The organism is Legionellales bacterium (genome assembly GCA_026125385.1).
Lineage (GTDB): Bacteria > Pseudomonadota > Gammaproteobacteria > JAHCLG01 > JAHCLG01 > JAHCLG01.
This window is the reverse complement of sequence record JAHCLG010000001.1, coordinates 40,288-57,943: the sequence shown is the minus strand read 5'-3', so window position 1 is coordinate 57,943 and position 17,656 is coordinate 40,288. Positions and strand designations below refer to the sequence as shown.

Genomic DNA, 17,656 nt, shown 5'->3' with positions numbered 1-17,656 from the left:
AACTCCTTTAAGATAACTATGCTAACGTTTCTTGAACTTTTCTTACTCGCGGCTATCTAAATTTATACCCAAACCCTTTCAAAATAGGTAAGTTTAGGTGGTATTCATCGCTAAAGAATATACCGCTTGTTACCTTTTATTCGCATCTTCATTAGCGAGCGATATAGGATGAAAATATTTTCAAGATTAGCTATTGAAACTTGGTAAATTCCCCTTATATTGAATATAATAGGCTTAAGTTAAATTAGTGAGGTAAAACTACATGTCACAACAACCTTTTGAAAATGTCGTCGTTCGTCGAGAGGCGTCTTTGTTATCCACGCATAAAGTCTTGCGTAACACCTACTTACTGTTAAGCTTAACCCTTTTATTCAGTGCGGCAATGGCCGGCATTGCTATGGCGACTGCAGCTCCCGTTATGTCACCTATTCTTGTACTGGTAGGTTATATCGGTTTGTTGTTATTAACCACGGCCATGCGTAATAGTCCGTTGGGAATTCTTTGCGTATTTGCCTTTACAGGCTTCATGGGTTGGACACTAGGCCCCATGTTAACGGCGTATATCGCCGCTTTTTCTAATGGCGCTGAAATTGTGTTTACTGCGCTAGGTGCCACAGGCTTAATCTTCTTTGCGCTTTCAGCGTATGTGTTAGTCACTCGCAAAGATTTTAGCTTCCTCGGCGGATTTTTATTCGTAGGATTACTCCTCGCGGTTATCGCTTCCATCGCGGGAATTTTCTTTGCGGTTCCTGCGTTACAGTTAGCGGTTTCTTGTGCTGTCGTGTTAATTGCGTCAGGTTTAATTTTATTCGATACCTCGCGGATTATTCACAATGGCGAAACCAATTACATCATGGCGACCATTGCATTGTATCTTGATATCTACATGTTATTTGTTAACTTGTTGCAAATCTTAGGTGCTTTAAGCGGCGATCGCTAATCATCTCGTAAATCAAAAAACCCCGCATCGCGGGGTTTTTTATTAACGCGGGAAACGTTGTAGTTGCAATTGTAATTGTTTAAGTTGAGCTTTGGCTTTGGCAACATCCGCCTCGAGAGGCGCAAGTGAAGGAAAGTTACAATTTACATTCACATTTTGATTAAATTGATTAATGCCACGGGGATTGCATTGCGCCGCCATTTGCGCCTGATGATCACGCGCATCGTTGAGGGCTTGTTCAACTTGTTTTAACATTATTTGCGCTTCGGCAATTTTTTGTCGCAACATTTTTCGCTCTTCATCAATTTTTTTTAAACGATCAGACAATTCTTTATCGGATTGCATTAAATTTTGATAGCGATCCGTCGCTTGTTGTTGTTGCTGGTTACTAAGATTGGGAGAATTTAATTGCATCGTATTTTGATCGTGCGTGTTTGGCATGGGTTGATCGGAAAATACGGGATTACCTTGTTTATCTTTTCCTGAATAAATGGTTTGAGCTAAAACACCGGTCGTCAGAGAAAAACTCGCTAATAAGCATACAGCCATTCTTATCTTCATTATCCACCTCCCTGGATTTTAATAACGCTTAAACCATTCATATAGGATCGCAATACTTGCGGTATATGAATATTGCCCTGTTCATCTTGATAATTTTCAAGAATAGCCACTAATGTGCGCCCGACAGCCAAACCAGAACCGTTTAAGGTATGGAGCAGTTCCGGTTTTTGAGTCACTGGATTGCGCCAACGCGCTTGCAAACGTCGTGCTTGGAAACTTTCAAAATTACTGCACGATGAAATTTCACGATATTTTTGTTGACCCGGTAACCACACTTCTAAATCATAGGTTTTTGCAGCTGAAAATCCCATATCTCCACCACATAAAACCATACGTCGATAGGGTAATTCTAATTTTTCCAAAATTGATTCCGCATGCCTTACTAATTCTTCCAACGCAGCGTCTGATTGATGAGGCGCTACCATTTGCACTAATTCGACTTTTTCAAATTGATGTTGGCGGATCATTCCGCGAGTATCTTTACCGTAAGATCCTGCTTCACTGCGGAAACAAGGCGTGTGACACACATATTTACGAGGTAAAGTTTCTACCTCTAAAATTTCATTGCGTGCAATATTGGTAACGGGTACTTCAGCAGTTGGAATTAAACTATAAGGAAATTCTCCTGCGATATTAAATTGATCTTCAGCAAATTTCGGGAGTTGTCCGGTACCGAATAAACTGTCTTGATTGACTAAATAAGGCACATAAACTTCTTGATAGCCGTGTTGCGTGGTATGAATGTCTAACATAAATTGAATTAAAGCACGATGTAATTTTACTAAATCACCAAACATCACCACAAAACGTGAACCGGTAATTTTAGTGGCGAGCTCAAAATCCATTAAACCTAACTTTTCTCCTAAATCAACATGATCTTTTGGTTGAAACGAAAATACTTTAGGCTCGCCCCATTTTTTAATTTCGACATTATCTTCTTCTGCTTTGCCTGCTGGCACACTCGCATGAGGAATATTGGGAATAGTAGACAAAATTGTGTTTAACTGTTGTTGAAGTTCAGCAAATTGCGTTTCAATGGATTTTAATTGTTGATTTAATTGATCGACTTCTGCAAATAGCGGTTCAATGTTTTCGCCTTTCGCTTTCGCTTGACCAATCGCTTTAGAGCGCGCATTGCGCTCACTTTGCAATTCTTGCAGTTTAGTTTGAAGTTGTTTACGCTGCGTTTCCAGTTGTTCTAATAAATGAGTGTCCAGTTTAAATCCACGGATCAATAATTTTTCCGCGACTTCCTGCAAATTTTGACGCAAATAATGATTATCTAACATAGTATCCTCTGATTAATTTTTTCAGCGTTTGATCACATCCACACCACGCGGTGGTTGAAAATTAAAAATACTGGCATTAAGACGCGGATTCACCTGCACACGTGAGAATGTGACTAATGAGCGTTGTCCTAAATTATCGGTAATACGCATTTGTGAAATAATGCCATTTACAAAAAATAAATCTACCGCTTGATAAGTGGCATTTTGAGTTTTAGCACGCAAGGAAAATCCTTCGCTATTATTAGAATTTGGGAGGCGACTCACCGCATAACTATTTAATAATCCCGTTAATTTGCCGCTGAGTAGCAATGCTGGAGATTGGCCAATACTGTGTTGTAAATTAGCCACGGTAACTTGTTGTAAGTCGACATCATAAATCCATAAGGATTTACCATCGGCAATAATGAATTGTTTATTCGGTTTTAAAATATCCCAACGAAAACGATTGGGGCGTAAAATTGCCATCGTCCCCGCGGTATTTTGACGTAAGTTAGAATTATTACCAAGAGATTGTTGAGTAAAACTGGCCGTAAGACTATTTACCTTGGATAAATAATTTATTACGGTTTGTGCAGGAGAATCAGCAAACACTGTTTGACACAGACACACTATTACGATGCCAATTAATTTTTTCATCATGCTCTTTTCTCACTTAATGATTTTCAGGAATTAACACTTCACGCGTGCCATTAGTTTCCATGGAACTCACTAACCCGGCCTGTTCCATTGCTTCGACCATGCGAGCTGCGCGATTATAACCGATTTTAAGCCGTCGTTGGATACTGGAAATAGAGGCACGCCTCGTTTCAATCACAATTTGCACGGCTTGATCGTAAAGAGGATCGGACTCTTGATCGTCTTCGCTATTATCGAGCGGTTGATTGAGATCGGCTTCGTAGCTCATGGATAAAACATCGTCTAAATAATTAGGCGTGCCTTGTTTACGTAATTCTTCAACCACTTTGTGAACTTCGTTATCACTCACAAATGCACCATGGATCCGCACGGGAATACCTGCACCCGGAGGTAAATATAACATATCACCGTGTCCTAATAATTGTTCAGCCCCTTGTTGATCGATAATAGTGCGTGAATCAATCCGCGAAGAGACTTGAAAAGCAATTCGCGTGGGCACATTGGCTTTGATTAGCCCTGTGATCACATCTACTGAGGGGCGTTGTGTCGCTAAAATCATATGAATTCCTGCTGCCCGTGCTTTTTGCGCAATGCGCGCAATCAGTTGTTCGACTTTTTTGCCGACAACCATCATCATATCAGCAAATTCATCCACAACCACCACGATATAAGGGAGTGCCTCCAGGGTGGGCGCGCTCTCTTCCATACCGGAATTTTTCCACAAAGGATCGACTATCGGCTTTTCTTTTTTAATAGCTTCACGAACTTTGCTGTTATATCCCGCTAAATTACGCACCCCAAGCGCTGCCATTAAGCGATAACGGCGATCCATTTCTGCAACACACCAACGCAAGGCATTCGCGGCTTCTTTCATATCGGTAACGACTGGAGTCAGCAAATGAGGAATATCATCGTAAATGGAGAGTTCCAACATTTTCGGATCGATCATGATCATCCGCGCTTCTTCGGGAGTCGCTTTATAGAGCAAACTCATTAACATGGCATTAATACACACCGATTTTCCAGAACCCGTGGTACCGGCGACTAACAAGTGAGGCATTTTGGCTAAATCCACAATCACCGGTAATCCTGCAATGTCTTTTCCTAAGGCAATGGATAACGGTGAACGAGCTTGTTCGTACTGTTGTGAAGATAATACTTCGCTTAAATACACCGTTTCACGATCGACATTAGGCACTTCCAAGCCTACTACCGGCTTGCCTGGGATCACTTCCACAATGCGCACACTCACCACCGAAAGCGATCGCGCTAAATCTTTTGCTAATGCGCTAATTTTGCTGACTTTTAGACCTGGTGCTAATTGCAATTCAAAACGAGTGATTACAGGCCCAGGATGAACAGCAACGACCTGCACCTCCACACCAAAATCTTTTAAATGTTCTTCGACTTCTCGCGACATTTTTTCTAAAATGCTGGCACTATAGCCTCGTGTTTTGTTCGTGGGAGGTTGATCTAATAAACTCAAGGCGGGGAGTTGTCCACTTTCACCGCCATCGAATAATACGCCTTGTTTTTCTTGAAGAGCGCGTTTACTGGGTTTAATGGGGGTTACCCTGGTTTCAATGTGTGGTTTGATTGGAGATTCTACACTCAGCGTTTCATGATTAACTGTCGGTTCAATTTTTTTGAAGGGAGCGTTTGATTTTTTTTCTTTTGGTTTCACCACAATTGGCTCGCGATTTTCGCGTTCTTCTTTGCGCAATATCCACCAATCCCGCACATCCCAATAGAAATTATAGAGAAATAAAGTGAGTGAGTGACTGAATTTTAACGTATAACGCCCGGTAACATCGAATACTTTTATCCAAGATAATCCACTAATTAATGTGATACTCGTCATCAGTAGAGCGAATAAAATAATAAAACTACCAAAACGACTCAGCAGAGGGACGAGTAATCGATCAATGCCATGCCCTATCACACCACCACTATGATACAAAAATTGAGAGGATTGATACGCATGTAAACTGGCAAGTCCACAGCCGGCGAGCATAAATAATACGAAACCCAAACCACGCAAGGTGAGAAGAAGATAATCGCTTTCTTTGGTTTTTTGGCTACGACCTTCTTGATAATATAGCCAAGTTGAATACACCAACATCAACGGAAAAATAAACGCTAAGTAACCAAACAAATATAAAAAACCATCGGCAAACCAAGCGCCAATGCGTCCACCAATATTTTGAATGGGATGTTTGACAGTTTGGAGATGACCAAAGGCCGGATCGTGATGATGATAGCTGAATAATGCTAAGAGTAAAAATAAACTCACCGCCCCACTGAGAATTAAAATGCCTTCGCGCCAGCGCTGCGGCCAGGGAGACGGAGTCGATTGTTTTGGTGCTCGTGCCATTGCATGCATCCATCATAGCGTGGGTTAATGGCGTATTATACGCATTAATAATTTTTATTTGAAATAAAATCCCACAACAAATAAATTTAAGCATTTACAACGTTTGTAATATCAACAAAATTCATGATAAATTGCGATTAAGACTTTCAATCCATTAACGGAATCACAGTATGTCACCACAACATCATCGTTTAATTATTCTAGGCTCCGGTCCTGCAGGATATACTGCAGCCATTTATGCCGCCCGCGCGAATTTAAATCCTGTTATCATCACGGGCATGGAACAAGGCGGACAACTCATGACAACAACCGATGTCGACAACTGGCCGGGTGATGTTGAAGGATTGCAAGGTCCCGATTTAATGCAACGCATGTTAAAGCATGCTGAGCGCTTCGATACCCAGATTATTTTCGATCATATTAATCGGGTGGATTTTTCGCAAAAACCGTTGTTGTTGTTTGGCGAATCCAATCACTACAGCGCTGATAGTGTTATTATTGCCACCGGTGCGAGTGCGTTATATCTCGGCTTAGATTCTGAAACAGCCTATCGTGGCAAAGGCGTTTCTGCTTGCGCCACCTGCGATGGTTTTTTTTATCGCAATAAAGAGGTTTGTGTGATTGGTGGTGGGAATACAGCCGTGGAAGAAGCTTTATACTTATCGAACATTGCCCGTAAAGTGACGGTTGTTCATCGTCGCCAACAATTTCGTAGTGAAAAAATTCTTGCGAATGAATTAATTGAAAAATCTAAACACGGCAATGTTGAAATTATTTGGGATCACACCTTAAAAGAAGTATTAGGTGATGGTAATGGCGTAACGGGGATCGTTATCGAACACGTTAACACTAAATCACCACAACAAATTAACTTAGAAGGTGTCTTTATTGCGATTGGTCATAAACCCAATACGGAAATTTTCAACGGTCAACTCAACATGAAAAATGGTTATATCGTGGTGAACAGTGGTTTAGATGGCAATGCCACCGCAACGAGTGTGCCTGGGGTATTTGCTGCAGGGGATGTCATGGATCATGTTTATCGTCAAGCCATTACTTCGGCGGGAACTGGTTGCATGGCCGCCTTGGATGCAGAAAAATATTTAGATAAATTGTGAAAAATTTGCTAAACAGGCAATTTTGAGGCATCATTCGCGACAACGTTAACAGTGAAAATTGATTAGGTCATTATGGCAAAAGAAGATCATATTGAAATGGAAGGTACCGTCGTCGATACCCTTCCCAACACCATGTTTCGCGTGCAGCTAGAAAACGGTCACGTGGTTACAGCGCATATTTCGGGTCGCATGCGTAAAAATTACATTCGCATTTTAACCGGCGATAAAGTTCGCGTCCAACTCACCCCCTACGATCTCAGCAAAGGCCGCATTGTCTTCCGCGGAAAAGATGGCGATCGCGAATAATCAGTAGCCTGCATCGAGCTTAAACAAAACCAAATCAGCTACTGGGCTTCTGCTGTTAAAACTTGTTGCGGGTATTTAGCCGTGGTCATTTGATGAAAAAATACTAATTTGTTTTGCTTAAGCGATGATTCAGGCCTTAAAAAATAATTGTATTTCTTGAAATTGCTCAACCGCATCCACCAGGGTTTGCAACGTCTTATTGTTACTTACATTGATACCAGAGTTTGCAATTGCCCTGGCGGCAAAAAAGCGAAATCTTAAATTTCCCGTAGAATAAGTGAATGAGGATTTTGGCGCATTATTGTCTTTTAGGCTTTGCTCCAGTTGTGAGAATAATACGACATGGCCATAACATATCGTATTGCTGTTGGATAATATTATAAATATTTTCGGCCAATTCAAGAATAGTTTGAACATGTTGTTCTTGCTCATATTCCGCGATATCGCTAATTACTTTTAATGCCTGATTCAATCTAAATTGACTGACGCATCTCATTATATCAAAACAGTCTGCAAGATAAATTAATTTTTGGATATATTGTAAATTCGTAACTTCTTCATCTCTATAATTTTTAGATTTTAAATATTTTGCAAATTCTTTGGGATGATTTTTTAGCGCGATAGCTTGAGAAAATAAGTCAGCAACTTTGGTTGATAATCCCTTTTTAATAAAAAATTCATAGGCATTATTAGCACTGTCTTTATCCCAGAGGTCGCTTGCTTCATGTTTGCGTGCAGAATCATGAAGCAAAGCGGCATAACGAGTTAATGTTATTATTTCCGGCTCTGTTAAATGTAATGTTGCTGATAAATATTTAAATATTGTTTGGTGATAAGTAGGGAATATTTCTTTGAACTTTTCATTTAATACTACCACCCATGTTTGTACTCTAGCGACATGCATTGCACCATGGATTGGACGTTCAATATCGCCATCGTATAAATTTATTTTGATTTTAGTAGGCAATTCATAGCCAGAATTATTAAGTGTTAAGGGTTATAGATAATAGCAGTTAATAATTTGCTGAGCGTAATCATAAAAATTTGTCTGTAAATCGAGTATTACTGGTGTATCTAAAGCTGAAAGCATAATCTAACCTTTTAGAATGAGGGAATAGCATTATCAAAACCAGTATTTTATACATACTTAATAAGCATGTCAACTCTCGTTAACACGGTTTAAGTAAGATGTAAGTTATTGTTTTATAGGCACTATATTCAATGCACTTCAAGATGCGGCGAGCATTTTGAAAAACGTTGGGTATATGGGTATATAAGGGGGAGCTTGCGCAAAACGTTCACGAGAAAACACTATCGTCTCGCGCAAGCCAACTCGTTAGGCGACAATGGCATTGTGTTCGGTGGTGATGTTTAAGCTAATTTCATCGTTTTTAGCAACCACTCGCACATGTCCGCCTTTGCTTAGTTTGCCGAATAAGATTTCATTGGCTAAAGGTTTTTTCAAGCGTTCTTGAATTAACCGTGACATCGGACGCGCGCCCATATTTTTATCGTAACCATGTTCAGCCAGCCAAATACGGGCGTTATTATCCACTTCCATGGTCACGCCTTTTTCTTCCAATTGCTGCTCTAATTCCATCAAGAATTTATCCACCACACAGCCAATGGTTTCCATGGTTAAGGGTTTGAAATTGATAATCGCATCTAAACGATTGCGAAACTCAGGCGCAAACGTGCGATTAATCACCGAGCTTGAATCGTGTGAATGATCTTGCTCGATAAAACCAATCGAACTGCGAGAAATCATTTCCGCACCGGCGTTAGTCGTCATCACTAAAATCACGTGACGGAAATCGACTTTACGACCATTGGTGTCGGTTAAAAATCCGTTATCCATGACTTGCAATAAAATATTAAACACTTCAGGATGGGCTTTTTCGATTTCATCTAATAACACCACCGAATGTGGATGTTTTAACACGGCGTCGGTTAATAAACCGCCTTGCTCATAACCGACATAACCTGGAGGCGCACCGATTAAACGCGAAACGGTATGACGTTCCATATATTCTGACATATCAAAGCGCAATAATTCGATGCCCATGATATTAGCCAATTGTTTGGTAATTTCCGTTTTACCCACGCCGGTTGGACCTGCGAATAAAAATGATCCGACGGGTTTATTGGGATTACCAAGACCCGAACGCGATAATTTAATCACGCTGCTAAGCGCATCAATCGATTCATCTTGACCGTAAACCAACATTTTTAAATCGCGTTCGAGGGAACGCATAATTTCACGATCGGAAGAACTCACCGTCTTTGCAGGAATGCGCGCAATTTTCACAATAATTTCTTCCACTTCATGCACGCCAATGGTTTTTTTGCGTTTATTCACTGGCAATAAATTTTGATAAGCACCTGCTTCATCGACAATATCAATGGCTTTATCCGGTAAAAAGCGATCGGTAATGTATTTATCGGCTAATGTAGCGGCGGCTTCTAAAGCACGATTATTAAATTTCAAACCATGATGTTCTTCTAAACGTGCTTTTAAGCCTTTGAGAATTTCAATCGTTTCTTCGACAGAAGATTCTTCCACATCAATTTTTTGAAAACGACGTGATAACGCATGATCTTTATCGAAAATTTGATGATATTCTTTATAGGTGGTGGAACCGATACATTTTAATTCGCCCGTTGCAAGCATGGGTTTAATTAAATTCGACGCGTCCATCACCCCACCCGATGCAGCACCTGCACCAATTAAAGTGTGAATTTCATCGATAAAAATAATGGCACCGGGTTCGGAGCGTAATTGTTGAATAACGGCTTTTAAACGTTTTTCAAAATCACCACGATATTTAGTTCCCGCAAGTAAATCGCCTAAATCTAAAGAATAAATGGTGGCATTGGCTAAAATATCTGGCACATTACCTTCGACAATGCGGCGTGCGAGTCCTTCAACTAAGGCCGTTTTACCCACTCCAGCTTCACCGACGAATAAGGGGTTATTTTTACGCCGACGACATAATACTTGCATGGCACGACTGACCTCTTCATCACGTCCGATTAACGGATCGATTAAGCCTAAACGTGCCATTTCATTTAAGTTCGTTGCATATTTTTCTAATGGCGTTTGCGCTTCTCCATCCAATCCCCCTTCATCGTCCATCATCGGGTTAATATTGGGTGGACTTGAGGGTGGTAAGCGATTGGGTTCATCGTCGCCATTCACTTTAGAAATGCCATGCGATATATAATTAACCACATCTAATCGAGTGATATCTTGTTCGCGTAAAAAATGCACTGCTTGCGAGTCTTGTTCGCTAAATATAGCGGCTAACACATTGGCGCCCGTCACTTCCATTTTTCCTGAAGATTGCACATGGAATACCGCCCGTTGTAAGACACGTTGAAAACCTAACGTTGGTTGAGTTTCGCGGTGTTCATCGGATGATAATGGAATAAGTGGTGTGGTTTCATTAATAAAGCTCGATAAGTTTGCTCGTAACGCACCCACATCGGCACCGCAAGCGATTAACACACTGGCAGCGGATGGGTTGTCTAAAAGTGATAATAATAAATGCTCAACCGTCATGAATTCATGACGTTTTTCGCGCGCCTGCTTAAAAGCCAAGTTTAAGGTAAATTCTAGTTCTTTATTTAACATAGCACGATCCCCCGGTTACACCTCTTTTGTTACACACATCAGAGGGTGTTGATGTTGCCGCGCATAATCGTTCATTTGTGCTGTTAGCTTTTCCGCAACTCCTTGCGGGTAAACCCCACAACCACATTGGCCTCGGGTGTGCACCTCCCACATGGTTCTTATTGCTAAAGCTTCGTCAAAACCTAGAAATTTTTGCAAAAGCTCCACAACAAACTCCATGGGTGTGTAGTCATCGTTTAGTAACACCACTTGATATAAGTGAGGTTCGTTAAACGTTGGAAGGGTTTCAGTATTCTCGTTTTCTAAAACTCTTCCGTTGACACACGACTCGTTTACGCTTCCCATATGTTAAACATAGTCGAGAATTGAGAAATTTGCATGGAATTCAAGAATATTTTTTGCCTAAAATACGTATAAATTCAGCAAGTTTTGTATGTAAAACTAATGATGATGGGGTATTTTGACCTGAGCGCGACTTAACATATACTCAATGGCCAGATGTAATTGCTGATCGCTGCACTCAAAGCACCCTCCTCGTGCCGGCATGGCAGCCACGCCATGTGCTGCGAGTTGAAATAACTGTGGCATTCCCATTTTACTCAGCGCTTCCCACGTTGCTTTATCGTTAATTCGTGGAGCGTTAATAGCAATTTCAGGATGTGCCGCATGACAAGCGTGACAATATTGATAATAAATTTCTTTGCCAGCATGAGGATGATGTTTTAATTGTTCGACAAACGAAACTGGATAATGAAACGTTTTAATCACCACCGTATCAGAGGGGACAGTGAAATTGGATTGGTGGTGAGTTTGATGCAAAAATAATGAAAGAAAAAATCCAGCCAGCGCACTGGCCACTAAAATTAAAACAATCATTATTTTATGTTGCCATTTATTCATGATGAATGCTGTTGTAATTCTTGCACAATGGAAATTAATTCCTTGGCACTATGGGGACCATAAAGGGTTTTTACTCGTTGCTGTTGTGGATTTAAAATATACGTCACTGGCAATGCCTCTGCGACGGGTAAATGCAATTGCGCGGCGGGATCGGTTAGTAATAAGGGATATTGAATAGTGAGTTTTTGCGCTAATTGGGTTAATCCTGCCAGCGCTATCTCGTCATAATTAACGCCGATTAATTGCATCGATTGCGGTGCCTTTTGATTAAATAGATTTAATTGCGGGATTTCATCTCGACAGGCTTCACACCACGCTGCCCAATAATTAATAACTAACCACTGGTGTTGAAAATCGTTGAGAGACCATAACTGACCAGCAGGATTGTAGATCGCAGGAGAGGGTTTCGCACAACCTGAGAAAGTTAGAATTAGGGTTAAAATAATTATTAATTTTTTCATAATATCCTCGGTAGCCTGGAACGGTTGTAGCCTGGAACGGAGAGAAGCTGTAGCCTGGAACGGAGCGTAGCGGAGATCCAGGATTAAACTTTAAAATTTAACAGTGCTTGAATTTAAATTTTAAAATTCAATTATTTTGGATCGGGGTTTTGAATTATTATTGTTCCTGGATCTCCGCTACGCTCCGTTCCAGGCTACAGCTTTGCTCCGTTCCAGGCACAGCTTTGCTCCGTTCCAGGTACAGCTTTGCTCCGTTCCAGGCTACGTTATTTTACATGATTGATTATGGTTACATAATCTTTTGCCATTTGTTTTCCTTCGTGTGGGAACGATAAAAATGCGCGTAATTGTGCGTTAGGATCAATCACCATAATTTCTGCGCTATGATTGATGGCATAATTTTTTTGATCGCCATCTTTAGGTACCACTTTTACTGCTACAACACTCAATTGATTTTCCAATTGTTGCGTGGCTTTTTCATCACCGCGGGCGCCAATAAAATTGGGGTTATAGGCTTTGACATAGGCATTCATTTTTTCAACGGTGTCACGATCTGGATCTACCGACACCATGATCACCTGGGGCATTTGATGAGCAGGCAATTGCTTTTCTAAAAGATGATACATTTTATTGAGCGCAGCCATGGAAGTTGGACATACATAACCACAATTAGTAAATCCAAAAAATAATAATGTCCAGTGACCTTGTAAACTGTCAACAGTAAAAGGTTTGCCGGTGTTATCGGTTAATTGAAACTTTTGCAATAACTTAGGTTGAGGTAAAAATGATCCATCGATCGCTAAATTTTGCGGTAATGCTGGAACCGCAGGTTTTTGATGCAACGCTTGGTAAACACCAATGCCACTCACGAGTGCCACCACAAAAATAATAATTAAGACAATTTTAAGATTATTTTTTTGAACATTGGCCATAATCATTGACTCCTATTGATTTCTTCTGTCATGCGTTTCACATGGATGATACCCCGAACAAATGCTGTAAATCTTGATAGATATCCGTGAGCGGTTGATCAGGTGAATAATACATTACTACAAAGGCCTGTGGATCGAATAATACTAAATGATTCGACGCATTAAAACCCACTGGATAATCTGCCAATAATTTTTGAACTTGCAATTTTAGTTGCGAATTTACGGGTAATCTCGCATCGGCAGCCGTTTTTAGGCTTGTATGAGTCTGCGCCTCCACTAATAAGATAGATACCCGCTGCGCGTTTTTACCTAAGGCGATGCGCATTTGGTGCAAATTATACAAGGTCTTTTGACAAATATCATGGCATTGCTCGGTAAAATACACAAACGTCCAACCGTGGATGGCATCTTTTAAAAAAGAAGCTTGGCGCGCAGGATGAATAAATTGTCCGTGATTATTATGAGTAAACGAAAAATGATTGGCATTGCGATACAGTATCCATGCGCCCACTATCGGGGCTAAGCATAATACGCTAATACCAAACAGCATCCATAAACCTTTATGCTTTTTCATGGGATTTCTCCTCGCCAATCGACGTACTGAGTAACAAATAAATAATGAGTAAACCCACTGCCATGCCATACCATTGCCAGGCATAGGCTAAATGACGTTGTGGCAGCACCGTGGTGACTGGCCAATCACGGATAAATCCTGCGTGGCTATTGGGATCTAAGCGAATGATAAAAGGTAATAGTGGTATCTGCAAAATGGTTTGTAATTCGTTTAAATCAATTTTTTGCATCATTAAAGGATGCTGTTGGGGATTTAAAATATTTTTGCCCAGAATAAATTGATATTCGGGTAATTTAATATAGCCGGTTAATGTCATTGGTTTGGGAGTGCTGAGTTCATTGTGCTGGATTATCGGTAAAACTATCTTGGGATCGTCATTAGGATGAAGGGCAACAAAACCGCGATCCACTAATACTGAATGTCCGGCCACGCTGACTAAAGAAAGTACGTCAGCTCCCACTTGACCGTGATGAGTACGATTAATTAATAACATTGGAGTGGAATTAAATTTATTTACCGTGAAGGTCACGTGAGTAAAGGCTAACTGTGAACGTGGTAAATTTAAAAGTGTGGATAATTCTTGCGGGGCTTTTTTTAGATGATTTTGAAAATTGCTTAATAGCGTTTGTTTATAATGATAGCGATGAAGTTGCCAATTTCCTAATAAACAAAGGATCACCATCCCCACTCCACACACTAAGCTCAAGGCAAGTGTCAGTTGAAAATAGCGTTGACCAATTTTTATGGATAATCGTTTCAAAATACTCACTTCTCTTAACAGCACTAGTAAGGTTAAAGATCGATACGATCATTTTCGTGTGGTTGATTTTTTTTAAGATAATGACTAGCATCAAATAAAGTATAGGATAAACTCATATCTTGCACATCGCTTGGAACATTGGGGTCGACATAAAAATACACAGGCATTTCTGCTTTTTCATTATTGAAAAAATATTGTTGGGTAAAGCAAAAACACTGAGTTTTTTTTAAATATTTTGCTGCATAATCGGGCGTGATACTGGGGATAGCTTGCACGGTAATCCCATGGTGAGTTTGATTTTGCGCATAAAAATAAATTAATTTCGTTTCTCCGGGATGAATTAATACAAAATGTTGCAACGGTTTAAATATAAACGCTAACGATCCATGCACTACAGCAGAAAATTCAACTTTAATAGTACGGGTTTTATCGACATGCATGCCACTTGGCACTTGTGTCGGATCATTTTTGGCGCGGCCATTGATCCCCGCTTCATTGCACAACAAGGTATACAACGGCACTAATAAATACGCAAAACCAAACATGCAACAAACGCCTACGATTAATTTAATCAATAGGCGTTTATTTTTTTGTTGAGCAGTTAATTCAATTTTTTTCATTACTACATTATTTTAACGTCGAATCATTAATTTCAGGTGGAGTCGCAAAAGAATGATACGGTGCGGGTGTTGGCAATACCCACTCTAAACCACGGGCACCCTCCCACACTTTATTCGGGAGTTCAGCGAGTTTTGTCGCCGAACGTTTTAAACGCACGGTGCGCACGACCATGTTATATAAAAATAATAATTGTGAAAATCCAAATACAAACGCACCCACCGTGCACAGTTGATTAAAATCCGTGAATTGCAAAGCGTAGTCGGGAATACGACGTGGCATTCCGGCTAAGCCTAAAAAATGCATGGGGAAAAACGTCACATTCATCGAAATTAGGGTTAACCAAAAATGCCATTGACCTAAACGTTCGTGATATTTAACACCGGTTAATTTAGGCAGCCAGTAATAGGCGGCGGCGAAAATAGTGAATAAGGCGCCAGAGACTAAGACGTAATGAAAATGAGCGACAACAAAATAACTATCGCGATATTGATAATCGTCTGGAGCAATTGACAACATTAATCCCGAAAAACCACCAATGGTAAAAAATACTAAAAATCCTAACGCGAATAACATCGGCGTTTCAAAGGAGATGGAACCTCGATACAAAGTTGCCACCCAATTAAATACTTTGATGCCAGTGGGAACCGCAACCAGCATGGTGCTATACATGAAAAAGAGTTGCACACTTAGCGGCGCACCAGTCGTAAACATGTGATGTAACCATACAGCAAAAGCGAGTATCGCAATACACACATTGGCGTAAACCATGAAACGATAGCCAAATAAGGGTTTGCGCGCAAAGGTGGGGATAATTTCTGAAATCACACCAAAGCCTGGCAAAATTAAAATATAGACTTCAGGGTGTCCAAAAAACCAGAAAATATGTTGAAATAAAATGGGATCGCCACCACCGGCTGCATTAAAAAAGCTCGTACCAAAATTACGATCGCATAACATCATCGTGACTAAGCCTGCTAATACGGGCATTACCGCTAACAATAAAAATCCGGTGATTAACCATGTCCAAACGAATACCGGTAGTTTTAACCAAGTCATTCCAGGTGCACGTAAATTAAAAATCGTGACGACGATATTAATCGCGGCAAGAATGGAGGAAATTCCCATTAAATGAATGGAAAAAATAAAGAAATCGGTGCTGGGTGAACCATAGCTTGTCGAGAGTGGCGCGTAAAATGTCCAACCAAAATCGGGCGCAGGACCTGAAAAAAATAAGGTACTGAGTAAAATGCTAAAGGCAAATGGCAATAACCAAAAACTCCAGTTATTTAAGCGCGGAAAAGCCATGTCGGGCGCGCCTATCATCATCGGCAATAACCAATTTGCTAAACCGGCCATGGCAGGCATAATCACGCCAAACACCATGATTAAACCGTGCAAGGTGGTCATTTGATTAAAAAATTCAGGTGAAATAATAAACGTGTACGGTTTAAATAATTCGGTGCGAACAATCAAGGCCATGATGCCGGCGACAAAAAACATGGTTAAGCTGAATAAGAGATAAAGCGTGCCAATATCTTTATGATTGGTGGTTTTGATCCAACGCATGATCCCTTTGGCAGGAGCGTGGTCGTGTTGCGGGATTAAATCATCATCAGCAAAAATAGTACTCATAGCATCCTCTCATTAACTCGCTTGTGGTGCTGGGATCGAACTTGTCTGTTCTGCAACGTGGGATTGATGTGCTTTTACCCATTCGGCAAATTCAAGTTGGCTCACGGCTTTTACGACGATGGGCATAAAGCCGTGCAATGCGCCACATAATTCTGCGCATTGACCGCGATACGTGCCGGGTTTTTCGATATAAAACCAATTTTGGTTAACATAACCCGGAATGGCGTCTTGTTTAACGCCTAATTCAGGCACCCACCAGGAATGGATGACATCGTTAGAGGTAATTAATAAACGCACTTTTTCGTTAACGGGCACGACTAAAGGATTATCGACTTCGCGCAAAAACCACTTGTCGGGCGCGGCATTGCCTTGAATTTCAGCCTCAGGTGTTGATAATTGACTAAAAAAATGAATACCTTGATCTAAATAAGCATATTCCCATTTCCATTGATAGCCAGTGACGCGAATGGTTAATTGTGGATTATTGCCATTATCAATTTTTTTTAAGACTAGCGTTGCTGGAATCGCTAAACCTAATAAAATTAAAAATGGAATTACTGTCCAAACAATTTCAACGCCTAAATGTTCATGAAAATTAGCAGGTACGGCACCCTTTGATTTGCGAAATTTATACAACGAATAAAATAACACCCCAAATACACCAACCCCAATCAACACACACACCCATAAGGTTATCATGTGGAGATTATAAATATCGTGGCTGATGGGTGTGACGCCATACGGTAAATTGTAGGCAGATTCAGCAAATGCATTCGGCATTAAAAAAGTTACACTGAGCGCAATGGTGATACTGATTGCGAGTAAAAAGCGTGTTTGAATTTTTTCTCTGTTCATACTTTCCATATTTGCGATGCCCCCTAAGTGCGGGGCATTATTTCATAAAGTATTCGAGAAATA

Annotated in this window: 18 protein-coding genes; 3 read left to right on the top strand and 15 right to left on the bottom strand. The window is 40.5% G+C overall.

Features of this window, described 5'->3' with window-relative positions; all coding sequences use genetic code 11:
• The first annotated feature begins 262 nt into the window (after window positions 1–262).
• Complete coding sequence (locus KIT27_00285; protein ID MCW5588077.1) at window positions 263–940, top strand: Bax inhibitor-1/YccA family protein; 678 nt, start codon at window positions 263–265, stop codon at window positions 938–940.
• Window positions 941–982: 42 nt separating this feature from the next.
• Here KIT27_00285 and KIT27_00280 read toward each other — a convergent pair whose 3' ends face one another.
• The 4 genes from KIT27_00280 to KIT27_00265 are packed head-to-tail and all read right to left on the bottom strand — an operon-like array spanning window position 983 to window position 5,809.
• A complete protein-coding gene (locus KIT27_00280) occupies window positions 983–1,501 on the bottom strand; it encodes a DUF4124 domain-containing protein (protein MCW5588076.1) in 519 nt (172 codons plus the stop codon).
• Complete coding sequence (gene serS / locus KIT27_00275) at window positions 1,501–2,790, bottom strand: serine--tRNA ligase (protein MCW5588075.1); 1,290 nt, start codon at window positions 2,788–2,790, stop codon at window positions 1,501–1,503. Before serS ends, KIT27_00280 begins: the two co-directional genes overlap by 1 nt.
• Window positions 2,791–2,811: 21 nt before the next feature.
• Entirely contained in the window at window positions 2,812–3,429 is a 618-nt protein-coding gene (lolA, locus tag KIT27_00270; protein ID MCW5588074.1) for an outer membrane lipoprotein chaperone LolA, read from the bottom strand.
• A gap of 13 nt (window positions 3,430–3,442) precedes the next feature.
• Complete coding sequence (locus KIT27_00265) at window positions 3,443–5,809, bottom strand: DNA translocase FtsK 4TM domain-containing protein (GenBank protein ID MCW5588073.1); 2,367 nt, start codon at window positions 5,807–5,809, stop codon at window positions 3,443–3,445.
• Window positions 5,810–5,970: 161 nt separating this feature from the next.
• On the opposite strand from KIT27_00265, the gene trxB reads away from it, so the two are divergent.
• Both trxB and infA read left to right on the top strand, forming a co-directional pair.
• On the top strand, window positions 5,971–6,918 hold the full coding sequence (trxB, locus tag KIT27_00260; protein MCW5588072.1) for a thioredoxin-disulfide reductase: 948 nt from the start codon (window positions 5,971–5,973) through the stop codon (window positions 6,916–6,918).
• 72 nt (window positions 6,919–6,990) lie between these two features.
• Window positions 6,991–7,224, top strand: coding sequence for a translation initiation factor IF-1 (gene infA, locus KIT27_00255; protein ID MCW5588071.1), 234 nt, complete (start codon window positions 6,991–6,993; stop codon window positions 7,222–7,224).
• A gap of 298 nt (window positions 7,225–7,522) precedes the next feature.
• On the opposite strand, the gene KIT27_00250 is transcribed toward infA, so the two are convergent.
• The 11 genes from KIT27_00250 to coxB all read right to left on the bottom strand — a co-directional run bounded on the left by KIT27_00250 (window position 7,523) and on the right by coxB (window position 17,518).
• Window positions 7,523–8,191 (bottom strand): hypothetical protein, encoded by a 669-nt coding sequence (locus KIT27_00250; protein ID MCW5588070.1) that lies wholly within the window; start codon window positions 8,189–8,191, stop codon window positions 7,523–7,525.
• Window positions 8,192–8,560: 369 nt separating this feature from the next.
• Complete coding sequence (gene clpA / locus KIT27_00245) at window positions 8,561–10,858, bottom strand: ATP-dependent Clp protease ATP-binding subunit ClpA (GenBank protein MCW5588069.1); 2,298 nt, start codon at window positions 10,856–10,858, stop codon at window positions 8,561–8,563.
• 15 nt (window positions 10,859–10,873) lie between these two features.
• On the bottom strand, window positions 10,874–11,203 hold the full coding sequence (locus KIT27_00240) for an ATP-dependent Clp protease adaptor ClpS (GenBank protein MCW5588068.1): 330 nt from the start codon (window positions 11,201–11,203) through the stop codon (window positions 10,874–10,876).
• A 96-nt stretch (window positions 11,204–11,299) separates the two neighbouring features.
• Complete coding sequence (locus KIT27_00235; GenBank protein ID MCW5588067.1) at window positions 11,300–11,758, bottom strand: cytochrome c5 family protein; 459 nt, start codon at window positions 11,756–11,758, stop codon at window positions 11,300–11,302.
• Complete coding sequence (locus KIT27_00230) at window positions 11,755–12,219, bottom strand: TlpA family protein disulfide reductase (protein MCW5588066.1); 465 nt, start codon at window positions 12,217–12,219, stop codon at window positions 11,755–11,757. Before KIT27_00230 ends, KIT27_00235 begins: the two co-directional genes overlap by 4 nt.
• A gap of 266 nt (window positions 12,220–12,485) precedes the next feature.
• Window positions 12,486–13,151 carry an SCO family protein gene (locus KIT27_00225; GenBank protein MCW5588065.1) on the bottom strand — a complete coding sequence of 222 codons (666 nt, stop codon included), beginning with the start codon at window positions 13,149–13,151 and terminating at the stop codon, window positions 12,486–12,488.
• 37 nt (window positions 13,152–13,188) lie between these two features.
• On the bottom strand, window positions 13,189–13,725 hold the full coding sequence (locus tag KIT27_00220; protein MCW5588064.1) for a hypothetical protein: 537 nt from the start codon (window positions 13,723–13,725) through the stop codon (window positions 13,189–13,191).
• The gene (locus tag KIT27_00215) at window positions 13,712–14,485 is read right to left on the bottom strand and encodes an SURF1 family protein (protein MCW5588063.1); all 774 of its coding nucleotides are present in this window, start codon (window positions 14,483–14,485) and stop codon (window positions 13,712–13,714) included. The genes KIT27_00220 and KIT27_00215 overlap by 14 nt, the downstream gene beginning before the upstream one ends.
• 32 nt (window positions 14,486–14,517) lie before the next feature.
• The gene (locus tag KIT27_00210) at window positions 14,518–15,105 is read right to left on the bottom strand and encodes a cytochrome c oxidase assembly protein (protein ID MCW5588062.1); all 588 of its coding nucleotides are present in this window, start codon (window positions 15,103–15,105) and stop codon (window positions 14,518–14,520) included.
• 7 nt (window positions 15,106–15,112) lie between these two features.
• Complete coding sequence (gene ctaD / locus KIT27_00205) at window positions 15,113–16,738, bottom strand: cytochrome c oxidase subunit I (GenBank protein ID MCW5588061.1); 1,626 nt, start codon at window positions 16,736–16,738, stop codon at window positions 15,113–15,115.
• A gap of 12 nt (window positions 16,739–16,750) precedes the next feature.
• Complete coding sequence (gene coxB, locus KIT27_00200; GenBank protein MCW5588060.1) at window positions 16,751–17,518, bottom strand: cytochrome c oxidase subunit II; 768 nt, start codon at window positions 17,516–17,518, stop codon at window positions 16,751–16,753.
• Window positions 17,519–17,656 lie beyond the last annotated feature (138 nt).

What these genes read in the sequence shown, in the direction of transcription:
- KIT27_00285 (MCW5588077.1), top strand. Translation starts at nt 263, where the DNA reads ATGTCACAACAACCTTTTGAAAATGTCGTCGTTCGTCGAGAGGCGTCT.
- KIT27_00280 (MCW5588076.1), bottom strand. Translation starts at nt 1,501, where the DNA reads ATGAAGATAAGAATGGCTGTATGCTTATTAGCGAGTTTTTCTCTGACG.
- serS (MCW5588075.1), bottom strand. Translation starts at nt 2,790, where the DNA reads ATGTTAGATAATCATTATTTGCGTCAAAATTTGCAGGAAGTCGCGGAA.
- lolA (MCW5588074.1), bottom strand. Translation starts at nt 3,429, where the DNA reads ATGATGAAAAAATTAATTGGCATCGTAATAGTGTGTCTGTGTCAAACA.
- KIT27_00265 (MCW5588073.1), bottom strand. Translation starts at nt 5,809, where the DNA reads ATGCATGCAATGGCACGAGCACCAAAACAATCGACTCCGTCTCCCTGG.
- trxB (MCW5588072.1), top strand. Translation starts at nt 5,971, where the DNA reads ATGTCACCACAACATCATCGTTTAATTATTCTAGGCTCCGGTCCTGCA.
- infA (MCW5588071.1), top strand. Translation starts at nt 6,991, where the DNA reads ATGGCAAAAGAAGATCATATTGAAATGGAAGGTACCGTCGTCGATACC.
- clpA (MCW5588069.1), bottom strand. Translation starts at nt 10,858, where the DNA reads ATGTTAAATAAAGAACTAGAATTTACCTTAAACTTGGCTTTTAAGCAG.
- KIT27_00240 (MCW5588068.1), bottom strand. Translation starts at nt 11,203, where the DNA reads ATGGGAAGCGTAAACGAGTCGTGTGTCAACGGAAGAGTTTTAGAAAAC.
- KIT27_00235 (MCW5588067.1), bottom strand. Translation starts at nt 11,758, where the DNA reads ATGAATAAATGGCAACATAAAATAATGATTGTTTTAATTTTAGTGGCC.
- KIT27_00230 (MCW5588066.1), bottom strand. Translation starts at nt 12,219, where the DNA reads ATGAAAAAATTAATAATTATTTTAACCCTAATTCTAACTTTCTCAGGT.
- KIT27_00225 (MCW5588065.1), bottom strand. Translation starts at nt 13,151, where the DNA reads ATGGCCAATGTTCAAAAAAATAATCTTAAAATTGTCTTAATTATTATT.
- KIT27_00220 (MCW5588064.1), bottom strand. Translation starts at nt 13,725, where the DNA reads ATGAAAAAGCATAAAGGTTTATGGATGCTGTTTGGTATTAGCGTATTA.
- KIT27_00210 (MCW5588062.1), bottom strand. Translation starts at nt 15,105, where the DNA reads ATGAAAAAAATTGAATTAACTGCTCAACAAAAAAATAAACGCCTATTG.
- ctaD (MCW5588061.1), bottom strand. Translation starts at nt 16,738, where the DNA reads ATGAGTACTATTTTTGCTGATGATGATTTAATCCCGCAACACGACCAC.
- coxB (MCW5588060.1), bottom strand. Translation starts at nt 17,518, where the DNA reads ATGCCGAATGCATTTGCTGAATCTGCCTACAATTTACCGTATGGCGTC.